This window comes from Scopulibacillus darangshiensis (assembly GCF_004341035.1).
Lineage (GTDB): Bacteria > Bacillota > Bacilli > Bacillales > Sporolactobacillaceae > Scopulibacillus > Scopulibacillus darangshiensis.
Genome location: NZ_SLXK01000005.1, coordinates 129817 through 151565, shown reverse-complemented (window position 1 = coordinate 151565; position 21749 = coordinate 129817). Strand labels below are relative to the sequence as shown.

Here is a 21749-nt window from a genome sequence, read left to right as displayed (position 1 = left end):
ACAGCTAATGTTCACATCTTTTTGGTCTCCCAAACTATTTATTTTATCAGTCTGCCAACAACATTAAGAAGGATAATAACGATTTGATGAAGAAAAAGATAGTTATCGAATAATGGCGAGAAAGGGGGAAAAGGATGCACCGAAAAAAAAGAATTCGTGACCATGGTATCCAAATTGGCCGCTTGCAGCCTGGGGAAAGGAATGCCATTACTGATGTGGAAGGGGTAACAGTGGGACAGGTGACTTTGAGTGATGGTGATATGCAAACGGGTGTTACCGCAGTCCTGCCTTATCAAGGCAACCTTTTTAAATATAAGTTAATAGCCGCCTCACATGTCTTCAATGGCTTCGGAAAATCAATCGGGCTCGTACAAATTAATGAGCTAGGCACACTAGAAACCCCAATTATCTTAACAAATACATTTAGCGTCGGCACGTGTGCAGAAGCACTGATCGATTATATGCTCCATTGGAACCCGGAAATCGGCAGATCGACAGGGACTGTTAATCCGGTTGTATGTGAATGCAATGATATGGTTTTAAATGATATTCGCACACGCTTCGTTCGGCGCGATCACGTTTTTTCTGCCATTAATCGCGCTGACAAGACATTTGAAGAAGGCGGTGCAGGCGCTGGGACGGGCATGGTTTGTTATGGATTAAAAGGCGGGATTGGCACTGCCTCTCGAGTCCTTCATTACCCCCATGGCACATATACAATCGGTGTGCTCGTATTAGCCAATTTTGGCAGAAGGGATGACTTGATGGTGAATGGTCACATGCTTGGCGCGATGATGGGGCGAAGGAACGATAAGGAGCCGGAAAAAGGGTCAGTGATCATTATTATAGCTACGGATTTACCCGTCAGTAGCCGCCAGCTTAACCGAATCATTAAAAGATCAGCAGTAGGGCTGAGCCGAACGGGATCATTTATTGGAAATGGCAGTGGCGATATTGCCATTGGTTTTTCAACGGCGGGTCATATCCCGCATGATCATCACTCAGACTTATTGGCACTGAATGTGATTCATGAAAATGACATTGATCAGGCCTTTCACGCTGTTGCTGAGGCGACAGAGGAATCAGTGCTTAATGCGCTCGTCACTGCCGACCCGGTAACAGGGAGGAACGGGCAGCAAGCTGAGAGCTTATGCAACTATATGGACTTGCTATAACAAATCTGGCGATAAATACAATGTGGTTTATCAAAACCCATTGTTGGGAAATAGACGAATAAGACAGGGATTGGTATACTACTGTAAAGTTGCTCTTTATCTTTGAAAAATATGTTTGACGCTTGAACATATAGGGTAGTAACAAAATATGTTTCACCATCCCAGATGATAAGAGCAATTAATTTAGAAGGAGGATATTTCAATGAGTTCAAAACAAGTTCAAGATCAAGATCAAAACAACAATAGCAACAGCATTAATACTAAGGATTTTATCATTGGAACATTTGTCGGCGGTATGATCGGTGCGTTTTCCGCACTCTTACTTGCCCCTAAGTCGGGTGAGGAACTTCGTAAAGATCTTGGCGGACAATCAAAGGATGTTCTCCAAAAGTCAACTGAGGTCGCCAAATCTTTAACTGATCAATCACAGCAATTGGTTGGAAAAGCTAAGGAAGTGGCACAAAACATAACAAGTAAAGAAAAAGAGCCTTATAGATAATACAGACATAATGCAAATGATGTTAAAAAGAGACCACAGGTTGGTCTCTTTTTTGCACCAAAAAAACAGGCGTAGAAGTCTCTCTCTCGCCTGTTTTTTAGTTTATCTGAATACGTCCAGAGGGTCATCTTCAAGCGGGCTGTTAGTATACGTAAGCCGCACCAACAATAATCAACAAGATAAAGAGTACAACGATGAGCGCGAATCCACCGCCGGCATAACCACCACCGCCGCCACAGCCGCATCCAGCGCCACCGGCGCCTCCACCATAGAAGCCCATTAATTTGCCACCCCCTTTTTCAAACATAATACATCATATGGATCAGTGGATCTTTTCGTTATGGACATACGCTGAGTTTCAGGGAAAATAAACATTTTGTTAGGACATAGATCGGAAAATTCATTTATCCAAACATCATACCGCATATTTATAAGAAATTACCGACATAAAAAAGGACACGAGGAAATTGTGTAGAAGGAATTAAGGACACACGATTTGCAAGCAGGGAGAGATAGTCATGAAGATGGAAACTGATATAAGACTAATTGGCAAAAAGGTAATATTACGCCCGATAAGGGAAGCTGATTATAGAACACTTTGGAACTTTACTTACGGTGAACAAAATCCAGAATGGAAAAAGTGGGATGCCCCCTATTTTCCTTTGGAATGGATTAGTTATGATGCGTATGTTGAAAAGAAAAAAATGCAAGCCGCTCTTTGTAAAACGAGTCAGATGGCTATTGTGGCGGACAATAACGTTATCGGTATGGTGAGCTATTATTGGGAGCACAAAGCCTCGAACTGGCTTGAGGCTGGTATTGTTATCTATGATACCCGTTATTGGAACGGGGGTTATGGGACTGAGGCGATGACACTGTGGGTCGGCCATCTTTTCACAACCATGCCTCTGGTAAGAGTGGGTATTACGACATGGTCAGGCAACAAACGGATGATGAGGACAGCTGAGAAAATCGGTATGCAGCTCGAGGGGCGCTTGAGAAAATGCCGGTATTATAACGGTAAGTATTATGACTCTATTCGCATGGGCATGTTGCGGGAAGAGTGGGATAATCTGCAGGAGAATAACCATTGAAATCATTCCAATCATCACAAATGTTAAAACAACTTCCCGATCAGTTCTTTGCAAAACTGGTTGGTAAGGTCGCCCGCCTTTCCGCTTCGGGTTACGATGTGATTAATTTAGGACAAGGGAGCCCCGATCAGCCGACTCCAAGGCATGTCATTGATGCGCTGAAGCGGGCAGCTGATAACCCCCTTTACCACAAATACTCACCATTTCAGGGTCATGATTTTTTGAAAGAGGCTATAGCTGAATTTTATAAGCGGGAGTATGGTGTTCCAATTGATCCGGAATCAGAAGTTGCGATTCTTTATGGAGGAAAAAGCGGGCTTGTCGAGGTAAGCCAGTGCCTGCTGAATCCGGGTGATACTGCTCTTGTACCTGACCCGGGCTATCCCGATTACTGGTCAGGCATCTCAATGGCAAAAGGCAGGATGTCATTCATGCCCTTGCGTGAAAGTCATGTTTTTTTACCCGATTATGATGCATTATCCGTAAAGGTGCTAAACCAAGCAAAAATGATGTTCTTAAATTATCCGGGCAATCCGACCGGGGCTGTGGCGACACCGGAATTTTTTGCAGAGACTGTTCAAATAGCAGACCGCTGGAATATATGTGTTGTTCATGATTTTGCCTATGGTGCGATTGGATTTGATGACAAGAAACCCGTTAGCTTTTTGCAAACACCAGGTGCTAAAGAAACCGGTATTGAAATTTACACATTGTCCAAATCGTATAATATGGCCGGTTGGCGGGTGGGTTTCGCACTTGGCAACCCTAGTGTTATAAAAAGCATCAATTTGATTCAAGATCACTTATTCGTCAGTTTGTTTGGGGCAGTACAGGAAGCGGCGAAAGCGGCACTTCTTGGTCCACAAGATTGCGTCCGTGACCTTGTCCAAATGTATGAATCTAGGAGAAATACTTTGATTGGCGGGCTCCGGAACATTGGCTGGGAAGTTGATTACCCTAAAGGGTCCTTTTTTACCTGGTTCCCTGTACCTTCGGGGTTTACATCTGAATCGTTTTCCGATCTTCTGCTCAGCAAAGCTCATATTGCCGTAGCCCCGGGAATCGGTTTTGGAAAGGAAGGCGATTCTTATGTCCGAGCCGGACTTTTGGCCGGTGAAGATCGTTTGCTTGAAATGGTTGAACGAATCAAGAAGCTGAAATTATTTTAGCAAAAACTAAATAACGAGAGAGGGGAAGATACATTGACACTCATGTATTTTCCCCCTTTTTTAGCTTTCTTTAATAGCAACGAAACTGGGTGATTTGGCGGAGATCGACACCGTAATAGTACCAGCCCCGCCCTGACCAGCGGAAACCGGCAATAGAACGCGGTCCTACAAAAATTGGGTAAAACCAAAATTGCTGACGGCCTCTCAGCCAAATATATGTCCAGCGATAGAGGCAGCCCCGAATGGCTCCGGGATCAACAGCGTAGACTTGAGCTCCGCCTTGTGCCTGTGGTTCCGCTTGTGGTGTAAATGATGGCGGCGGGCCAGGCGGCTGAGTTTGTGTTGAGGGCTGCTGTCCTCCGCCCCCTTGACCTCCTTGGGGGAAGCCGGATCCAGGATATCCATATTGACGTTGCATAGATGCTCGCTCCTTTTTCACATGATCGGCACTCATCGTTTTCTTTTTAGGCTATGCAAGCAAACACCTATTGGTTCTATTTCCTCTTATGCAATGATGAATCATTCCGAAAGGGTTTATTCATATTTGAATGATCGATTTTAGAGTTTACGAATAAAAAGTCAAATGGAACCTTTTGTTTTAATGGAAAGTTATTATTTAAATCATTTGGCATGTAAATTGCATGGTAAATTGTTGAATGGTCTTCTCTCTTGGAAAGGACGTAATAAATGAGGCAATGAAAAAATAAAAACGATAGAAGTTTACAAATGGGTTGGTTGGACAGTTTTTCTTAAGCACAAAAGGTAGGTACTTATTTATAGGGTTAGAAAATATATTATGATCAGGGGTGGAATGATGAATACAGCAGTTTTAAAAATAGATGAACGGCACATTGAAGAAGAAAAGGAATCATTAAATCTTTTTACATCAACACAAACAGTGATAAAAGAGGCGTTGGAAAAACTGGGATATTCAAATGACATGTACGAGTTGCTAAAGGAACCCATTCGTATGCTCACTGTTCGAATTCCGGTTAGGATGGATGATGGTTCGGTCAAAATTTTTACAGGTTACCGCTCTCAACATAATGATTCCGTTGGACCGACAAAAGGCGGTGTTCGCTTTCACCCTGATGTCACCGAAGATGAGGTCAAAGCACTGTCGATTTGGATGAGTTTAAAATCTGGTATTGTAGACTTGCCATATGGAGGCGGGAAGGGCGGAATTATTTGCGATCCAAGAGAAATGTCTTTCCGTGAACTTGAGGCATTAAGCCGCGGTTATGTCAGAGCGATCAGTCAAATCGTTGGACCAACCAAAGACATTCCGGCGCCTGATGTTTTTACAAATTCTCAAATTATGTCCTGGATGCTGGATGAATACAGCCGCATAAGAGAATTTGATTCACCCGGATTTATAACCGGTAAACCGGTTGTATTAGGTGGTTCACATGGCCGGGATTCCGCAACGGCAATGGGTGTGACGATTTGTATTCGTGAAGCCGCAAAGAAACGCCACTTGGAGCTAAATGGTGCCCGTGTCGTTATTCAAGGATTTGGCAATGCGGGAAGCTATCTCGCTAAGTTTATGCATGACGCTGGAGCAAATGTGGTCGGAATTTCAGATGCCTATGGTGCTTTGTACAATCCGAACGGTTTGGATATTGATGATTTGCTTGACCGGCGTGACAGCTTTGGAACAGTAACCACATTGTTTAAAAATACAATAACAAACAACGAACTCCTGGAATTAGATTGTGACATTCTTGTGCCTGCGGCCATTGAAAATCAAATTACCAAAGAAAATGCCCCTCGTATAAAGGCGAATATTGTTGTGGAAGCGGCCAATGGACCAACTACCTTAGAAGCAACCAGAATATTAACAGAGCGTGATGTCCTTCTCGTGCCAGATGTTTTGGCAAGCGCTGGCGGTGTCACCGTTTCATATTTTGAATGGGTACAAAACAATCAGGGCTATTATTGGACGGAGGAGTTGGTCCAAGAACGCTTAAAAGAAGTCCTGGTTAAAGCGTTTACTAATGTATATGAAGTATCACAGACAAGGAAGATCAATATGCGCCTTGCTGCATACATGGTCGGCGTGCGTGATATGGCAGAAGCCTCAAGATATCGCGGCTGGGTATAAAAAAGGAGGAGATGATGTGGTCATTCGCGAAATGCTGTCTTACCGTTGGGGAAACAAAGAGATTGTGACAAGCCCGTCATTTGGTGAGGTTGAAATGGTCTTAGTCCAACCAAACACGAGAACGAAAGAATTCGAACCGCTCTTAACGATAAAGACTGAAAATGGGATACATGAAAGAATATCCGTCGGAGTAAGCGGCGTGATTCATTCCATTCAGGTAAAGAAAGGTGATCGTGTCATCCCTGGTATGGTTTTGGCATACATCAAGGATGATCTAATGGAATCAGTGTAAAGAAAGGGGTCAGACCCTCCGGGGTCTGACCCCTTTCAAAATATCGTGAAATATTATATAATGATTGATAATCAGTCATTTGTTTGGAGGACGAAATGAAACAAAAACAGGAAGAAAAATATCAGGCACTATTACAAGCTGCGATGGACATTATTACGGAAAAAGGATTTGAAAAAGCATCGGTAGCGGAGATTGTTAAGAAGGCAGGTGTCGCGCATGGTACCTATTATTTATATTTTACCTCAAAAAATTCCATTGTTCCGGCTATTGCCGAATACATTTTTGAACAGCAACTAGAAGATTTGAAAGAGAAAACAGATGATGCCAATGATATATGGACACAGCTTAAAACATTAATTGATTCTACCTTTAACATCACACGAACCTATAAAGAATTGATTATTTTCTGTTATTCGGGAATGGCTTTTTATCATTCATTTGAAAAGTGGGAGGAGATTTATTTTCCTTATTATCGATGGCTGGAAACAAAATTAAATCAAGCAAAGGAAAAGAAACAAATTGATCCAAATCTCAGAACCGAGAATGTTGTAAGAATGATCATAGGCGTGACCGAACAAACCGCTGAGAATATGATTTTTTCCAATCCTGATATTGATTCGCACACAATTAAAGCATTTAAGGAAGATTTATTTAAGTTTATCAAAAAGGCACTTGTTTGATTTTAAAGAAACGGGTGCATAAATTTTAAGTTAAAAATGACTGATAGTCATTCATTTTATTGATTAAGGAGAGTATTAATGATGAACTGGTTTTTGATTTTTTTAGCTGGTTTATTGGAAATCGTTTGGGCGATTGGATTAAAATATGCCGATTCCTTTTTAACTTGGGCAGGTGTTGTGCTAACCATTCTGATCAGTTTTTTTATGATCATTCATGCTTTCAAAACAATACCTGTCACGCTTGGTTATACCGTATTTGTGGGGATTGGTGCGATTGGGACTTTTATAACGGGTTTCTTTCTGAAAGAACCTGTTTCTCTTAAACAAATTATATTTCTCATTTTCCTGTTAGTGGGGGTTATTGGCATAAAGGTGTCATCCGAAAGGAAAAAGTCTGCTTCAAAAGGGGGTAACAAATAATGTCTTGGATTCTTCTAATTCTAGCAGGGCTGGAAGAGGTTGTTGGCGTGACGGCAATAAAATATATTGATGGTTTGAAGCGTAAAGTACCCATCATTGTGATCATTGCCGGCTTCATATTCTCATTTATTTGTTTGTCCCAAGCCATGCAGAGCATCCCGTCAGGTGTTGCCTATGTTGTTTGGACGGGAATTGGGACTCTGGGCGTAACATTAGTCGACATCATTTGGTTTCGTCAAAGGTTTAGTATGGTTCAGTGGCTGTTCCTCGGATGCATTATTGTTGGAATTGTAGGGATGCGATTTACCGCTGGGGCATGACGATAAAAAAATGATTAAAGAAGGGGCGATCTATATGAAAAAAATCAGTAAAAAGGTAAGGCCTGTGCTAAGTATTTCCGTCGATGATCAGGGGAAAGACTGGAAGGCACAGATCCATTTAAATGAGGAACCTTTTATATTTTTAAAAAAAGATCGATCAATTTTTGCTTATGTTAACTTGAAAAATTTAGCGAATGGAGACCCTTCACATTTATCTTTACGTATGCTAAATGATCATGCGATTGCCATTGACAATATCGCGGTTTTAACCAAGGAAAAGACGATATCATTACCGTTGATATTCCAAATACTAGGGAGCCCCATTTCGTTAGTTGCAGATGATAAGAATGAATTAACTGGATATGTTAAGCGGGAAGATGCCCTTGTGGAACTATTCAAGCGGGAAAATCAGAATATTAATCTGTTGAAAACGATGCTGACATCGATTCCGATGGGGATTTTTGTTATTGACAGCGATCAAAAAATTATCAATTTTAATGAATCAGGATTAAACATGATTAAATCGTCATCACAGCAAATAAAGCATGCCTCAGCACATTCAATTTTTAACAAGGATCATATTGAAACGGTTCTTAATACCGGAAAGACACTGCTTAATCAAGTCCATGTGACCGAACATGTTGGCATCTTGGTTGATTATAGCCCAATCATTAGTCCAGAAGGCAAAGTTGACGGTTTAATTGTGATTGTGCAGGATTTGCCAATGGTGGAAGATATGGCGATGGAGATAGAATATGTAAAAGATTTAAATAGGGATCTCAATGCCATTCTTTCTACTATTTACGATGAGATCTTGGTTGTTAACAATAAGGGCGAACTTTTGCGATATAGCGAGCATATCATTCCAGAATTTTGGGAGAGTGATTTAAAGGGTTATGTCGGCAAGAACATTCTAGAATTGGAAAGGGAAGGCAATTTCAACCCTTCGGTGGCTCGATTAGTTCTTGAACAAAAGAAAAAAGTATCGGTCGTTCAAGAAACAAGACATGGAAAAAAGGTTTTGGCAGTCGGTAATCCCGTCTTTGATGATGACGGCGATATTCACAGGATTGTGATCGCATCACGGGATATTACGGAAACGACTGAATTAAAGACAAAACTGAAAGAGATGCAGAAAATATCCAATAAATACAAGGAAGAATTAGAAAGCTTCAAAAGCCATGATGAAGCTTTAAAAAAGATCATTTACTGTAGCCCTAAAATGGAAAAATTGATGGCCCAAGTGAAAAAGGTCTCTGACTTTTCCTCAACGGTTCTCATTCTTGGCGAATCAGGGGTTGGCAAGGAACTTATTGCCGAATCCATTCACAAACTAGGGCAAAGGGCTCATCATCCATTTTTAAAAATTAATTGTGGGGCGATACCGGAGAACCTGCTCGAAAGTGAACTGTTTGGGTATATAAAAGGGGCATTTACAGGTGCTAATGCGAACGGAAAAACAGGCTATTTTCAAAAGGCGGATAAAGGTGTTCTTTTTCTTGATGAGGTGAGCGAGATGCCATTGCAGCTTCAGGTCAAGCTGCTAAGAGTGTTACAGGAAAAAGAAGTTGTGCCTATAGGAAGCACCAGTCCTGTCAACATAGATTTGCAAATCATTGCAGCAACCAACAGGCATTTGGAAGATATGGTCAAACAAGGGACATTTCGTGAGGACCTCTTTTACCGGCTTAATGTCATTCCTATGAAGGTGCCCCCTTTAAGGGAAAGGCCAGAAGATGTTCCTTTATTGGCCTTTCATTTCCTTCAAGAATTAAATGAACGTTATCATAAAGACTGCCATTTTTCACCGGATGGTCTTGATTTATTAGAAGTACACTCTTGGCCGGGAAACATTAGGGAATTGCAAAATCTTGTAGAACGCTTATTTGTTACGACAGAAGATGAAACGATCAATGCCGAATTTGTCAGCAGATTTATAAAAATTAAAACAAAGGGTTATAAAAAACCGATCATAACGGATATTTATCCTCTTCAGGAAGCCCAGGACTGTGTGGAAGAGCAGCTCATCTTACTTGCTATGAAAAAATATAAGACAACGACGAAAGCCGCAAAGGCGCTTGGCATCAGCCAGTCTTCTGTCAGCCGTAAATATCAGAAAGCGCTTAAAAGAGAAGAGTCGGCAATGATAAGTGAATCATGATATGCAAAAACAACTAACCTATGCATACATGCATAGGTTAGTTGTTTTTAGATTCTAGTTTATGAAAGCAAATTCCCCAAATCATAAGCCTTTTTAATCCTTTATAATCTTGGCATAAAACTTGCAAGTATAAAAATGAAATCGAACAAAAGGAGAGAGAGCCGTGCTGGAATTAAAAATGTATATTAACGGACAGTGGCGGGATTCAAAGGAAAAAAGAACGATTCTTAATCCTGCAAATGGCGACGTCATTGCGGAGGCGGCAGAGGGAACAATACAAGATGCAAAGGATGCTATTACTGCAGCTAAGGCAGCTTTTGAAAGTGGTGTTTGGTCCGAAAAGCCGGCCGCGGAACGCGCTGCGATCCTATTTGACATTGCAAATAGAATAGAAGAACAACAGGATGAATTAACACAATTGGAAACGATGGACAATGGCAAACCCCATAGAGAATCCGGCGCAGATATTAGCGATGCTGCAGCATGTTTCCGCTATTATGCAGGCTTGATCACAAAACCTGATGGGCAAACTTATGACGTTCCCGAGCCCGTACAGGCAATGGTTGTTCGTGAACCTGTCGGTGTATGCGGTCTGATCGTCCCGTGGAACTATCCATTATTAATGAGTGTTTGGAAGGTTGCGCCAGCGCTTGCGGCGGGAAACACGATTATTTTGAAACCTTCGGAAATCACGCCTGTAACCGTCATTAAATTATATGAAATTTTCGAAGCTGCCGGCCTCCCAAAAGGGGTTGCCAATTTGGTATTAGGGGAAGGCGCAAGCGTCGGTAATGAAATAGCTGAAAGTAAAGATGTAGATATGGTGTCCTTTACAGGCGGAACGAAAACCGGCAGACGTATTATGCAGGCAGCAACAGGCAATTTGAAAAAAATATCACTCGAACTTGGAGGGAAATCACCAAACATCATTTTTGCAGATGCCGATTTTGAAACAGCTGTAGATTGTGCGCTCATGGGGATTTATGCCGGCTCAGGACAAGTTTGTTCAGCAGGCTCGCGGATCCTTGTAGAAGAAAGTATTTATGAATCATTCATTGACAGGTTTGCTGAAAGGGCAAAAAAAATCAGTGTAGGCGCCGGAGATGATGCCAATACAGAAATGGGGCCATTAGTAAGCCAAGAACATATGGAGAAGGTATTACATTACATTGCTATTGGACAGGAAGAGGGGGCTCGTCTTGTTTGCGGCGGAAATCGTCTCACAGAAGGCAGTAAAGGAAACGGCTATTTTGTTGAACCAACAGCCTTTGCTGATGTGGCAAACGACATGCGAATCGTGCAAGAGGAAATATTTGGGCCTGTCGTCACCATTCAAAAATTCAAGGATGAAAAAGAAGCTATTAAACTTGCAAACAGTACAGATTATGGGCTTGCAGGGGCTGTGTTTTCGCAGGATGGAGCTAAAGCGCTCCGTGTTATTAAAAAAGTCCGTTCGGGCATTACCTGGATCAATACGTATCACCCGACCTATAATGAAGCGCCTTGGGGCGGTTATAAACAAAGCGGCATCGGCCGCAGCTTAGGTACATTTGGATTGGAAGAATTTCAGGAAATGAAACAAATCAATATTAATTTACAAGTTGAACCAACAGGGTGGTTCTCAGAGTAAGCCTGCCTGATCCATATATAAAACACAATTATAAGGAGAGATAAAATGAGTACTCAAGTGAAATCAGAAAGTAAAAACACCCAACCAAACTATGAAAATGTAAAGGCTTATATTAATCAAGTATTGGGGTTAATTGAAAAAGATCATGTATCAACAGAGGATGCTGAATGGATCACAAAACAAACCGTTGAAAATTTCCGTGAGCACGTTAATCCAGGCTTTCTTGAATATCGGAAAACAGTCACAAAGGATACACAGTTCGCTGCGGTAGAATGGTCTGACAGCGGTTCCCGTTTTAAAGATGTAAATGGCAAGGAATATATTGATTGTCTCGGCGGATTTGGTATTTATAACGTTGGCCACCGTCATCCGAAAGTTGTCAAAGCGGTTGAAGAGCAGCTTAACAGGCAAGCACTGCACAGTCAAGATTTGCTGGACCCGCTAAGGGCCATGCTTGCTAAGATTTTGGCGGACGTAACGCCCGGCGATCTCAAATATTCATTTTTTGTTAACAGCGGTACGGAAGCTGTAGAAGGTGCTTTAAAACTAGCGAAATCATATAGCGACAGGACGACATTTATCGCTACCACCCGCGCTTTCCATGGAAAAAGCTTAGGTTCATTATCCGGAACGGCGAAATCTATTTTCCGTAAACCGTTCCAGCCGCTAGTCAACGGCTTCCGTCATGTTCAATATGGCGATATTGAGATGATGAGAAAGACGATGGAAGCATGCGCAATAACGGGCGATGATGTTGCTGCGGTTCTACTGGAGCCGATTCAAGGTGAGGGAGGCATCATCATTCCGCCGAAGGATTATTTGAAACAAGTCCGAGACTTATGTGATGAATTTGGTGCTTTGCTAATATTTGATGAAGTTCAAACAGGTATGGGCCGTTCAGGCAAAATGTTCTGTGCTGAACACTATGATGTTGTCCCTGACATTATGTGCCTTGCAAAGGCGTTTGGCGGCGGTGTCATGCCTGCAGGTGCAGTTGTTGCCAAAGAGAAAGTCTTTAAAACATGGTTTGATAATCCATTCATTCACACCACGACATTTGGCGGTAATCCGCTTGCTTGTGCTGCGGCTATTGCAACTTTTAATGTCTTAATCGAAGAAAACTTGCCAGACCGTGCTACGGAAGTCGGTGAATACTTCCTTCAGGGACTAAAGGATAAGGCGCTTGGCCACGAAGATAAAGTCATGGAAATCAGAGGGAAGGGCTTAATGATCGGCATTGAATTCCACAAGGATGAGGTTGGTTATGACGTTTCCAAAGGCATGTTTGATGAAGGTATCCTAGTTGCCGGTACACTAGTCAATTCGAAAACAATCCGTATTGAACCGCCATTGACCATCGATTATAAAGAGGTCGATCAAGTCATTGAGACGTTCGGCAAAGTGTTAGCCAAAGTCGAGGCAAAATAACCTGCGTCATCCAAATAAAAATGGAGGGGCGAAGAAATGCCCCTTCTTTTTTTAACGTCATAACAAATTGTATGTCAATAGCATTTTAAAACTATAGGTTAGGCGGTGAATGAATGCGTGTGCGGGAAGTCACGACAAAATATTGGGACAAGAAGGAGATTGTAACGAGTCCATCATTTGGCAGAGTGGAAAAGGTCAATATTAAACCAAACGACAAAATAGCTGAATGGGAACCGCTTTTTATTATAGAAACCGAACAGGGCGTTTTAGAAAAAGTTGTTGTCAGTGCAAGCGGTATGGTCGCTTCAGTGGAAGTTAAAAAAGGCGATAAAGTGATTCCTGGCCTTGTGCTTGCTTCGATTAATGAAGAGGCATTCTCCTGTGAGTGTCATCATCAATGAGAATTACCAAAAAGTGATCAATTTAGAATGTTAGATTTTTTAGTATGATTTAACTAGATGAAGGCTTGAATGAATTTACAGAATATTGCTTATGCAACGGGGGTTAGAAGATGTCGAAAACCATGAAGGGAACACCGAAGCATGATGGCTTCCGAATGCCCGGAGAATTTGAACCTCATCAAGGAACATGGATGCTTTGGCCTGAAAGAACGGATACCTGGAGGCTCGGTGCAAAACCAGCCCAGAAGACATTTATAGACATTGCGGTTGCCATCTCAACTTTTGAACCTGTCACGCTATGCGCGACAGCAAACCAATATGAACACGTCCGGGAAGTTGTTCCTGATTCGATCCGAGTTGTTGAAATCTCATCGAATGATGCTTGGATGAGGGATATCGGACCGACATTCGTTAAAAATGATCGAGGAGACGTACGAGGGATTGATTGGGGATTTAATGCCTGGGGCGGTTTGGAAAAAGGGCTCTATTTTCCATGGCACATGGATACCTTCGTTAAACAAAAAGTGATGGAGATGGAGCATATTCACCGCTATGATGCACAAGATTTTATTTTGGAAGGCGGAGCTATTGCAGTTGATGGGGAAGGGACGGTGATTACCACCGAGCAATGTCTTTTAAATAAAAATCGTAATCCGCATCTTTCCAAAGAAGAAGTTGAAAAGAAATTAAAAGACTATTTAAATGTAGAAAAGATCATTTGGTTAAAAAATGGCATGCTTTACGACGAAACGGACGGCCATGTTGATGAAGTCATTTTTTTCGTCCGCCCAGGGGTTGTTGCATTAAGTTGGACGGATGATGAAAATGATCCCCAATATAAGGTGCTAAATGATGTCTATGAACAGTTGAAAAACATTAGAGATGCCAAAGGAAGGCCTTTAGAGATCCATAAAATCCAAATTCCCGCACAAATTGAGATGACAGAGAACGATAGTGACGGGATTGACGCCGCACGAGGTGCTTATGGCCGGCAGCCCGGAACAAAACTTGCAGCAACATATGTTAATTGTTATATATGTAACGGCGGTGTTATCGTACCTGCATTTAATGATCCTCAAGACCAAATGGCTTTAGAACAAATCCAGTTACTTTTTCCTGACAGAAAGGCTGTGCAGGTCAACACACGCGAAGTTGCTTTGGGCGGAGGCAATATTCATTGTATTACGCAGCAGCAGCCGAAAGCGTGATTTAATAATAGGGGTGGGAAAATGATGAAAAAAGGTAAGGTAAATATAGCACTTATTCAACATAGCTGCTCGGATGACCGACAAGCGAACGTGGAAAAGGCAGCGAAAATGATTCGGGACGCTGCAAGTAAGGGAGCACAGGTGATTTGCACCCAGGAATTATTTGGAGGCACATATTTCCCGCAAACGGTTGATGCCGAGAAATATGAATGGGCTGAACCAATACCGGGGCCGATAACGATGAAGATGCAAAAGCTTGCCAAAGAACTTGGCGTGGTTATCATTACGTCATTGTATGAATACGCAATGGACGGCCTTTATTTTAATACCATTGTTGTATTTGACGCAGACGGCACGAACCTTGGTAAATATCGCAAGCATCATATTCCTGAAGGACCGCAATACCTTGAGAAATATTACTTCGCGGAAGGGGACACGGGTTACCCGGTCTTCGAAACAACATACGGAACGATCGGCGTCTTGATTTGTTGGGATGAGTGGTTCCCGGAACCTTCCCGGATCGTTGCTCTTAAAGGAGCTGACATTGTGTTCTACCCTTCAGCCATTGGTTCAGAGCCGGATTATCCTGACCTTGATACATCACAAACTTGGATGGATGCGATCCGTGCCCACGGCATTCATAATAATATGTTCATTGCCGCTGTTAATCGGGTCGGCCGGGAAGACTCAGAAGATGGCTATATGGCATTTTACGGCCGCAGCTTTATTAGCAACCCTTGGGGTACGGTTATTCAAGAAGCGAAAACAAAAGAGGACGAAATCATTATGGCCGACATTGATTTATCGGAAGTGAAAAAAGCCAGGCATATTCTTCAGTTTCATCGGGATAGAAGGCCTGACAGCTATGGCGAACTAACAAAACGCGTGTTGCGTTAAACTCCGGCGGATGAAGGGATAGGGCGGCTGCCCTATCCCAATCAAATCGCAGCCAAATGACCGAATAAAAAACAGATGGAAGTTTTTAAGTCAATAGTGAAGCGCTTCCAAAAAAAGGGGTGGGTAAAAATGCAGGAAAGTCATGGTCAGCTTGAACGTTCATTAAAGTTAAGGCACATTGTTTTTCTCGGTTTGGCCTATATGTCGCCTTTTGCGGTTTTCGATACGTTTGGCATTGTCTCCGACACAACAAACGGGCATGTTCCCGCATCCTATATATTAATTACTGTTGCGATTCTTTTTACAGCATTTAGCTACGGCAAAATGGTCAAGGTATACCCGACGGCAGGCTCCGCCTACACCTATACAAGACAAACGATGAATGCAAGTCTCGGTTTTCTTGTCGGGTGGGCGGCTTTACTTGACTATCTTTTTCTGCCGATGATCAATGCTTTACTCACAAATATTTATCTTTCTTCAGGTTTTCCAAATGTTCCGCGTTGGGTATGGATCGTCGGACTTATTGTGTTTATCACAATTGTTAATATCATGGGTGTCAAAATAGCGGTTTCTGCCAACATGTTAATGGTTGTTTTTCAATCATTAATTGCGCTGATTTTCGTCATTCTAACGATTAGAGCTATTATAACCGGTGATCAAGGTCACTTCGTGTTTGATCCAATATATTCACACTCTATGTCAATTCCTGGATTGTTTGCAGGAGCATCTATTTTGGCATTATCGTTTCTTGGATTTGATGCAGTTACGACCCTTTCGGAAGAAGCCATTGAGCCAAAAAAAAATGTGCCTAAGGGCATCTTCTTAATTGCTATTATCGGTGGCGTTTTCTTTATTTCGGTAACCTATTTTATGCAATCTTTATTCCCTGACATATCAAAATTGGGGAACATTGAAGGTGCATCACCGGAAATAGCTTTATTCATTGGCGGCAAGCTTTTCCAGTCAGTGTTCCTTGCCGGGGCGCTTGTATCCGTTATTGCATCGGGTCTCGCTGCACAGACTAGTGCATCCCGTCTTTTATATGCAATGGGGCGGGACAGGGTGCTGCCGGAAAAGTTATTTGGTTATGTTCATCCACGCTTAAAGACACCAGTTTTTAACATTATATTTTTAGGGGTTTTGGCTGTTTCCGCTCTATTCTTGGACTTGGCGACGGCAACGTCATTTATTAATTTCGGAGCATTTACCGCCTTTTCATTTGTCAATTTATCAGTCATTGTCTATTATTTCAAACAAAAAAGAACCCGTACATTTAAATCAACCATCGGTTATGTCATCATCCCCCTCATTGGTCTAGCTTTCAACATATATTTGTGGTTCAGCTTAGATTTGGATGCGCTAATCCTTGGTTTGATTTGGGTCGCCATTGGGGTTATTTATCTTCTGTATTTGACCAAGTTTTTTAGGAATGCACCGCCCAAATTTGACTTTGATGAAACAATAAACGGTTAAAATTACGGGGTAACATCCGTCCCGGGGTGGCAGAGAGGAACGTTCATTGTATGCGTTCCTCTTTATATATCCCGCTTATATGCAATTTGGAATAAATGATGCAAGAGTGAATAACAACTATATTCTGTATATTCCTTCAATTGCTTATTCATCAGATTATTTAGATGGTTTGAAGCTTGGCATATAAATTGCAAGTCGTGATATGAAAAAAAGAAACCCAAAGGGGCGTGTTAAATTTTGAAAGAAAACCATTCTTTAAGCAGGTCATTGACTCTTGGACCCGTCGTGTTGTTTGGGCTTGCGTATATGGCGCCGATGACGGTCTTTTCCACCTATGGTGTAGGTGTGGAAACGAGTAAAGGGCTGCTTCCGGTCGCTTATCTTTTTACCGTCATTACTATGTTTTTTACTGCCAACAGCTATGGCCTGATGGCGAAAACATTCCCCCTTGCAGGCTCGGCTTATACATACACCCAACGGACAATATCGACAAATATTGGTTTTCTAGTTGGTTGGATGACTTTATTAGACTATCTGCTGCTGCCAATGATCAACTTCCTGATCGCGGGTTTGTTTTTGGCTGATGCCTTTCCGGCCATACCGGCTGATCTTTGGATTCTTCTCTTTATTGTAGGAATAACCGTAGTCAACGTCCTTGGAATTAAGCTAAATACCACAATCAACGGACTGTTGCTTCTGTACATGGCTTTTGTCATCGTGTTATTTTTTATTTTAGCAATAAAAGCCGTCGTTCATGGTGTTGGGACGGGTTCACTGATGTCGGTCACACCGTTTTATAATCCCGATGTTTCAATTTCGTCTGTTTTATCAGGAGCTGCATTGGTCGGTTTATCTTTCCTTGGATTTGACGCAGTGACGACCGTCTCAGAAGAAACGGTCAACCCAACTAAAACGATTCCACGAGCCATTTTATTAACTGTCATCATCGGTGGTGGATTATTTATCTTGGTTTCTTATTTTGCCTATCTTGTCCACCCGGATTATTCAACATTTAAAAACACTGATACGGCTGCCTCTGAAATTGCTAGTATAATCGGCGGCAAATTATTTAGTATCTTGTTCTTGGCAGGAATTTTAACGTCAACAACAGCTTCCGCCCTTGCTTCACACGCAAGTGCATCACGGCTATTGTACGCAATGGGAAGAGATCATGTCATTTCTAACAAAATCTTTGGTTATATTAGTCCAAAATTTAAAACCCCAGTATACAACGTTGTATTGATTGGATTGTTTTCCTGTTCGGGATTATTCCTGAGTTTGGAAACCGCCACATCATTAATTAATTTCGGGGCGTTTATAGCTTTTATTTTTGTTAATTTATCAGTTATTTCACACTTTTTCATTAAAAAGAAACAACGTTCAATCAGGGGTACTTGTCTTTATCTTGTTTTTCCTTTATTAGGTGCGGTGTTAACCTTAGTTCTATGGATTAACTTAGGTTTTGGATCCTTATCAGTCGGTGTAACATGGTTTTTAATCGGATTTGTGTATTTGCTTGGGATTACCAAATTCTTTAGTAAAAAACCGCCGCAATTTAATTTTAATGAAAATAAGGGTAACGTCGCAAACAACAATCTTCAAACGGAATCCTACTAATAGGGGAGAGATATGATGGTTCCAACTGCTTTTATTTATCACGAAGATTTTTTGAAACATAATACTGGAAAACAAATGTACCGGTTACCAAGCGGTCATTCAATGGATGTCGGGTTAGAATTTGAGAATGGAAAGCGGGTAGCCTACATCAAAGACATGTTGGAGAAAACGGGATTGCTGGAACATATGAAACATGTCCTTCCATATGAAGCCGCCGAAGAAGATTTGCTTCGCGTTCATACTCAGCGTCACATTAATGATATGCGGAAAAAGTGTCAGGAAGGTGTAAGATTACTTGGTTCTGAGGTGTACGGTTGTCAGGACTCTGAGAGAATTGCTCGTTTGTCAGCGGGAGGGGCAATGAAAGCAGTTGATATTGTATGTAATGAGCTGGAGCCAATTAATCAGGCTTATGCACTTATACGTCCCCCTGGACACCACGCGGGGGCAAATCATGCGGAAGGGTTTTGTATCTATAACAATGCAGCAGTGGCAGCAAGGTATGCTATTGAAAAATATCCCTTAAAAAGAGTTGCCATTATCGATTGGGATGTGCATCATGGCAATGGCACGCAGGAAATTTTTTATAGCCAAAATCAAGTGCTGTTCATGTCAATTCATGAAGAAAATTATTTTCCACTATACAGCGGGCAGTTAGAAGAGATTGGGGAGGGAGATGGGCGAGGATACAATGTAAATATTCCTTTACCTTCAGGTACGGGAAGCGCTGGATATAACATTGTTTTTGATCATTTAATCGACCCCATTATTCAACAATACCAGCCTGACCTCATTATTGTATCAGCCGGTCAAGACCCAAACGGTTTGGACCCGCTTTCGCGTATGAGGGTTATGCGCCCTGGGTTTCAAGCTATGGCAGGGAAAGTGCGAGAAATGGCAAGCGCCACATCAAATGCACGTCTCGTTGTTTTACAGGAGGGCGGCTATAGCTTGCCTTATTTGCCAATTGCAACGCTTGGGGTGATTGAAGGTATGACTAATATGTATACTGAATTTCAAGATCCACACGGTATTCCCGAATCACCGATTACCGATGAATGCTTAAATAGCATCGAGAAATGCAGAATGATTTTATCGCATAACTGGAATATGCAGAAAGAGCGGGTTTAAAAAAATGGATCGGCGATTGCCGATCCATTTTTTTCAAGTTAATAAGAAAGTATAAACTTTCTTACGCACATAAGGGCAACTAAGCCTTTGGCAGCGCCTGTCAAAGGCTTGCCAATCGGTAAGTTTTCTTTATACTAACTAATTTCCTTCATATGGTGTCGTCCGGAGAAGAGTACGATCATACCAAGGATAACAGCGACGGCACCAACGTAGAAAGGTGTTTCAGGATTATACCATTCAGCGAGCTTCCCCGCCAGCCACGGAGCGACAGAGCCGCCGGCAAAGCGGACGAAGCTGTAAGCGGAGGATGCCACCGAACGTTCAACGGGCGAGACCTCCATGACTGCTGTGGTGACTAATGTGTTGTTAATCCCCAAGAAAGCACCGATGATGATGATGCAGGCAATAAGCAATGCTTGAGAATGAACGCCAAGTCCCATCACGGCCAAAGTTAAGGCGATTAAAAAAAGAACAACATACATTGATTTTTTCGTTCCGAATCTTACTTCAAGCTTTGGAGCGACAAAGATCGAGGTAATCGCAAGACAAACACCCCAAAAGAAAAAGACATATCCGATCCCGTGTTCATCAAGGCCAAGAACATAAGGAGAATAGGCTAAGAGTGTAAAGAAACCAAAGTTATAAAGGAGCGCCATGATACCCATGGATAGGAGCCCGCGGTGCCCAAGGGCTTTTATAGGATCAAGGATGGAGCTCTTTTGTTTTGGCTTTTCAACATCGCTGAGCAAGACTAATATCCCGATAAACCCGATCGCCATAAGGATCGCGACGCCGAAAAACGGTCCACGCCAGCTAATGGCCCCAAGCCAGCCTCCAAGTAAAGGTCCAACTGACATCCCTAGGCCAAGAGCTGCCTCATAGAGAATAATTGCGCTCGCGGTACCGCCGCTTGCAACGCTGACAATAACAGCAAGGGCTGTGGATATGAATAAAGCATTCCCTAAGCCCCATCCTGCGCGGTAACCGACTAATTGACCTACTGTACTGGAAAAGCCGCCCAAAGCGGAAAAAATAACAATAATAATAAGTCCGAGGAGCAAGGTCCGTTTTGGACCAATCCGACTGGATAGCCAGCCGGTAATCAACATCATGACACCTGTTACAAGCATATAGCTTGTAAAAAGTAAGTTTACCTGAGCGGGAGTAGCATGCAGTTGTTTCCCGATCGCCGGTAAAATAGGGTCAACAAGGCCAAGTCCCATAAAAGCGACAACACAGGCAAAAGCAACTGCCCAGGCAGCCTTTGGCTGTTTAAAGATTCGTTTAAAAGAGTGATCGTCGTGTTCGACAGTTTCAACGGCCTGTTCAATTTGTTCAGCATCTAATGGCATAATAACACCTCTATATAAAGTTAATAAAATAAATAACAAGGTTTCGTAATGGTCGATATAAATCAGACGTGGTAATGGATAGTGTAGCTTGAAAGCTTATCGATTAACCATTAAATATCATTCCAACATTTTCTTGCACATTCTCAGGAGTTCAGCTGTTTCTTCAGCGTCCAATTTGCCAAAAAACCTCTCTACGGCAACATCCCTGGATTTTGAAAACTTTTCACATAAAGCCTCACCTTTATCTGTGATGGCCAGATTGACGACCCGCCGATCTTTCTCAGAACGGTCCCGGGCAACATATCCCCCCTTAATCATGCGGTCTGCAAGGGCCGTGGCACCGCTATGACTGATGCCTATCTCTTCCGCGAGCTCAGACATTTTTTGCGGGCCTTTGTATCTAAGAATTCGCAAAAGACTCAGTTGCGGACCGGATAAGTTAAAGTGCCATTCTTTACGGACACTTTTGTTGACCTGACGAATCAGTTCGATAAAAATCATCATATCTCTATTTTCCATTTCAAACCCCCTGATAACAAATCACTAATTATATATAGTACATAAATATTTCATACATGTAAACTATTTTGATCAAAAAAAGAAAAAAAAGGCGGGGTCAGACCCAGGGAGGCTGCACCCCTTTACTACCCGTGGAAGGAGTGCCATAATTAGATGGAATAATCTTGTTTGAAAGTTAG

Annotated in this window: 21 protein-coding genes and 1 pseudogene; 18 read left to right on the top strand and 4 right to left on the bottom strand. The window is 42.2% G+C overall.

Annotation, left to right across the window (positions count from 1 at the left end; all coding sequences use genetic code 11):
- Positions 1–134 precede the first annotated feature (134 nt).
- Together EV207_RS05965 and EV207_RS05960 are read left to right on the top strand one after the other, a co-directional pair.
- Entirely contained in the window at positions 135–1175 is a 1041-nt protein-coding gene (locus tag EV207_RS05965; protein ID WP_132744631.1) for a DmpA family aminopeptidase, read from the top strand.
- Positions 1176–1377: 202 nt separating this feature from the next.
- Positions 1378–1674 (top strand): YtxH domain-containing protein, encoded by a 297-nt coding sequence (locus EV207_RS05960; RefSeq protein ID WP_132744630.1) that lies wholly within the window; start codon positions 1378–1380, stop codon positions 1672–1674.
- Positions 1675–1816: 142 nt separating this feature from the next.
- Here EV207_RS05960 and EV207_RS23400 read toward each other — a convergent pair.
- Positions 1817–1900, bottom strand: a pseudogene (locus EV207_RS23400) (YjcZ family sporulation protein); the annotation flags it as partial.
- A gap of 298 nt (positions 1901–2198) precedes the next feature.
- Between EV207_RS23400 and EV207_RS05950 the strand changes: the two are divergent.
- Positions 2199–2768: a GNAT family N-acetyltransferase gene (locus tag EV207_RS05950; RefSeq protein WP_132744690.1), complete on the top strand. Its 570-nt coding sequence runs from the start codon at positions 2199–2201 to the stop codon at positions 2766–2768.
- Positions 2765–3937, top strand: a complete 1173-nt coding sequence (locus tag EV207_RS05945; RefSeq protein WP_132744626.1) for a pyridoxal phosphate-dependent aminotransferase — start codon at positions 2765–2767, stop codon at positions 3935–3937. The genes EV207_RS05950 and EV207_RS05945 overlap by 4 nt, the downstream gene beginning before the upstream one ends.
- A gap of 70 nt (positions 3938–4007) precedes the next feature.
- Here EV207_RS05945 and EV207_RS05940 read toward each other — a convergent pair whose 3' ends face one another.
- A complete protein-coding gene (locus tag EV207_RS05940; protein ID WP_132744624.1) occupies positions 4008–4355 on the bottom strand; it encodes a transporter in 348 nt (115 codons plus the stop codon).
- Positions 4356–4751: 396 nt separating this feature from the next.
- Here EV207_RS05940 and EV207_RS05935 point away from each other — a divergent pair, with 396 nt between their 5' ends.
- The 14 genes from EV207_RS05935 to EV207_RS05870 all read left to right on the top strand — a co-directional run bounded on the left by EV207_RS05935 (position 4752) and on the right by EV207_RS05870 (position 19699).
- Positions 4752–6041: a Glu/Leu/Phe/Val family dehydrogenase gene (locus tag EV207_RS05935; protein WP_132744688.1), complete on the top strand. Its 1290-nt coding sequence runs from the start codon at positions 4752–4754 to the stop codon at positions 6039–6041.
- A gap of 16 nt (positions 6042–6057) precedes the next feature.
- Positions 6058–6333: a biotin/lipoyl-containing protein gene (locus EV207_RS05930; RefSeq protein WP_243646965.1), complete on the top strand. Its 276-nt coding sequence runs from the start codon at positions 6058–6060 to the stop codon at positions 6331–6333.
- Between the two features lie 95 nt (positions 6334–6428).
- Complete coding sequence (locus EV207_RS05925; protein ID WP_132744622.1) at positions 6429–7013, top strand: TetR/AcrR family transcriptional regulator; 585 nt, start codon at positions 6429–6431, stop codon at positions 7011–7013.
- Between the two features lie 78 nt (positions 7014–7091).
- Complete coding sequence (locus EV207_RS05920; RefSeq protein ID WP_243646964.1) at positions 7092–7433, top strand: DMT family transporter; 342 nt, start codon at positions 7092–7094, stop codon at positions 7431–7433.
- Complete coding sequence (locus EV207_RS05915) at positions 7433–7753, top strand: DMT family transporter (RefSeq protein WP_132744620.1); 321 nt, start codon at positions 7433–7435, stop codon at positions 7751–7753. Before EV207_RS05920 ends, EV207_RS05915 begins: the two co-directional genes overlap by 1 nt.
- A gap of 34 nt (positions 7754–7787) precedes the next feature.
- Positions 7788–9914, top strand: coding sequence for a sigma 54-interacting transcriptional regulator (locus EV207_RS05910; RefSeq protein WP_132744618.1), 2127 nt, complete (start codon positions 7788–7790; stop codon positions 9912–9914).
- A 163-nt stretch (positions 9915–10077) separates the two neighbouring features.
- Positions 10078–11544, top strand: coding sequence for an aldehyde dehydrogenase family protein (locus tag EV207_RS05905; RefSeq protein WP_132744616.1), 1467 nt, complete (start codon positions 10078–10080; stop codon positions 11542–11544).
- A 45-nt stretch (positions 11545–11589) separates the two neighbouring features.
- Positions 11590–12972, top strand: a complete 1383-nt coding sequence (locus EV207_RS05900; protein ID WP_132744614.1) for a putrescine aminotransferase — start codon at positions 11590–11592, stop codon at positions 12970–12972.
- Between the two features lie 113 nt (positions 12973–13085).
- Positions 13086–13373: a biotin/lipoyl-containing protein gene (locus EV207_RS05895; protein WP_132744612.1), complete on the top strand. Its 288-nt coding sequence runs from the start codon at positions 13086–13088 to the stop codon at positions 13371–13373.
- 110 nt (positions 13374–13483) lie between these two features.
- Positions 13484–14581, top strand: coding sequence for an agmatine deiminase (gene aguA, locus EV207_RS05890; RefSeq protein WP_132744610.1), 1098 nt, complete (start codon positions 13484–13486; stop codon positions 14579–14581).
- 21 nt (positions 14582–14602) lie between these two features.
- Positions 14603–15478 carry a carbon-nitrogen hydrolase gene (locus EV207_RS05885; protein WP_243646963.1) on the top strand — a complete coding sequence of 292 codons (876 nt, stop codon included), beginning with the start codon at positions 14603–14605 and terminating at the stop codon, positions 15476–15478.
- 129 nt (positions 15479–15607) lie between these two features.
- Entirely contained in the window at positions 15608–16951 is a 1344-nt protein-coding gene (locus EV207_RS05880; RefSeq protein ID WP_132744608.1) for an APC family permease, read from the top strand.
- Between the two features lie 237 nt (positions 16952–17188).
- Positions 17189–18568, top strand: coding sequence for an APC family permease (locus tag EV207_RS05875; RefSeq protein WP_132744606.1), 1380 nt, complete (start codon positions 17189–17191; stop codon positions 18566–18568).
- A 12-nt stretch (positions 18569–18580) separates the two neighbouring features.
- Positions 18581–19699, top strand: coding sequence for a class II histone deacetylase (locus EV207_RS05870; protein ID WP_132744604.1), 1119 nt, complete (start codon positions 18581–18583; stop codon positions 19697–19699).
- A gap of 134 nt (positions 19700–19833) precedes the next feature.
- Here EV207_RS05870 and EV207_RS05865 read toward each other — a convergent pair whose 3' ends face one another.
- Both EV207_RS05865 and EV207_RS05860 read right to left on the bottom strand, forming a co-directional pair.
- Complete coding sequence (locus EV207_RS05865; RefSeq protein ID WP_132744602.1) at positions 19834–21051, bottom strand: MFS transporter; 1218 nt, start codon at positions 21049–21051, stop codon at positions 19834–19836.
- 117 nt (positions 21052–21168) lie between these two features.
- Positions 21169–21570, bottom strand: coding sequence for a MarR family winged helix-turn-helix transcriptional regulator (locus tag EV207_RS05860; RefSeq protein WP_132744600.1), 402 nt, complete (start codon positions 21568–21570; stop codon positions 21169–21171).
- Positions 21571–21749 lie beyond the last annotated feature (179 nt).

Coding starts and splice junctions, on each gene's coding strand:
- EV207_RS05950 (WP_132744690.1), top strand. CDS start 2,199: ATGGAAACTGATATAAGACTAATTGGCAAAAAGGTAATATTACGCCCG.
- EV207_RS05960 (WP_132744630.1), top strand. CDS start 1,378: ATGAGTTCAAAACAAGTTCAAGATCAAGATCAAAACAACAATAGCAAC.
- EV207_RS05920 (WP_243646964.1), top strand. CDS start 7,092: ATGATGAACTGGTTTTTGATTTTTTTAGCTGGTTTATTGGAAATCGTT.
- EV207_RS05910 (WP_132744618.1), top strand. CDS start 7,788: ATGAAAAAAATCAGTAAAAAGGTAAGGCCTGTGCTAAGTATTTCCGTC.
- EV207_RS05925 (WP_132744622.1), top strand. CDS start 6,429: ATGAAACAAAAACAGGAAGAAAAATATCAGGCACTATTACAAGCTGCG.
- EV207_RS05965 (WP_132744631.1), top strand. CDS start 135: ATGCACCGAAAAAAAAGAATTCGTGACCATGGTATCCAAATTGGCCGC.
- aguA (WP_132744610.1), top strand. CDS start 13,484: ATGTCGAAAACCATGAAGGGAACACCGAAGCATGATGGCTTCCGAATG.
- EV207_RS05915 (WP_132744620.1), top strand. CDS start 7,433: ATGTCTTGGATTCTTCTAATTCTAGCAGGGCTGGAAGAGGTTGTTGGC.
- EV207_RS05860 (WP_132744600.1), bottom strand. CDS start 21,570: ATGGAAAATAGAGATATGATGATTTTTATCGAACTGATTCGTCAGGTC.
- EV207_RS05895 (WP_132744612.1), top strand. CDS start 13,086: ATGCGTGTGCGGGAAGTCACGACAAAATATTGGGACAAGAAGGAGATT.
- EV207_RS05935 (WP_132744688.1), top strand. CDS start 4,752: ATGAATACAGCAGTTTTAAAAATAGATGAACGGCACATTGAAGAAGAA.
- EV207_RS05885 (WP_243646963.1), top strand. CDS start 14,603: ATGATGAAAAAAGGTAAGGTAAATATAGCACTTATTCAACATAGCTGC.
- EV207_RS05865 (WP_132744602.1), bottom strand. CDS start 21,051: ATGCCATTAGATGCTGAACAAATTGAACAGGCCGTTGAAACTGTCGAA.
- EV207_RS05900 (WP_132744614.1), top strand. CDS start 11,590: ATGAGTACTCAAGTGAAATCAGAAAGTAAAAACACCCAACCAAACTAT.
- EV207_RS05940 (WP_132744624.1), bottom strand. CDS start 4,355: ATGCAACGTCAATATGGATATCCTGGATCCGGCTTCCCCCAAGGAGGT.
- EV207_RS05880 (WP_132744608.1), top strand. CDS start 15,608: ATGCAGGAAAGTCATGGTCAGCTTGAACGTTCATTAAAGTTAAGGCAC.
- EV207_RS05870 (WP_132744604.1), top strand. CDS start 18,581: ATGATGGTTCCAACTGCTTTTATTTATCACGAAGATTTTTTGAAACAT.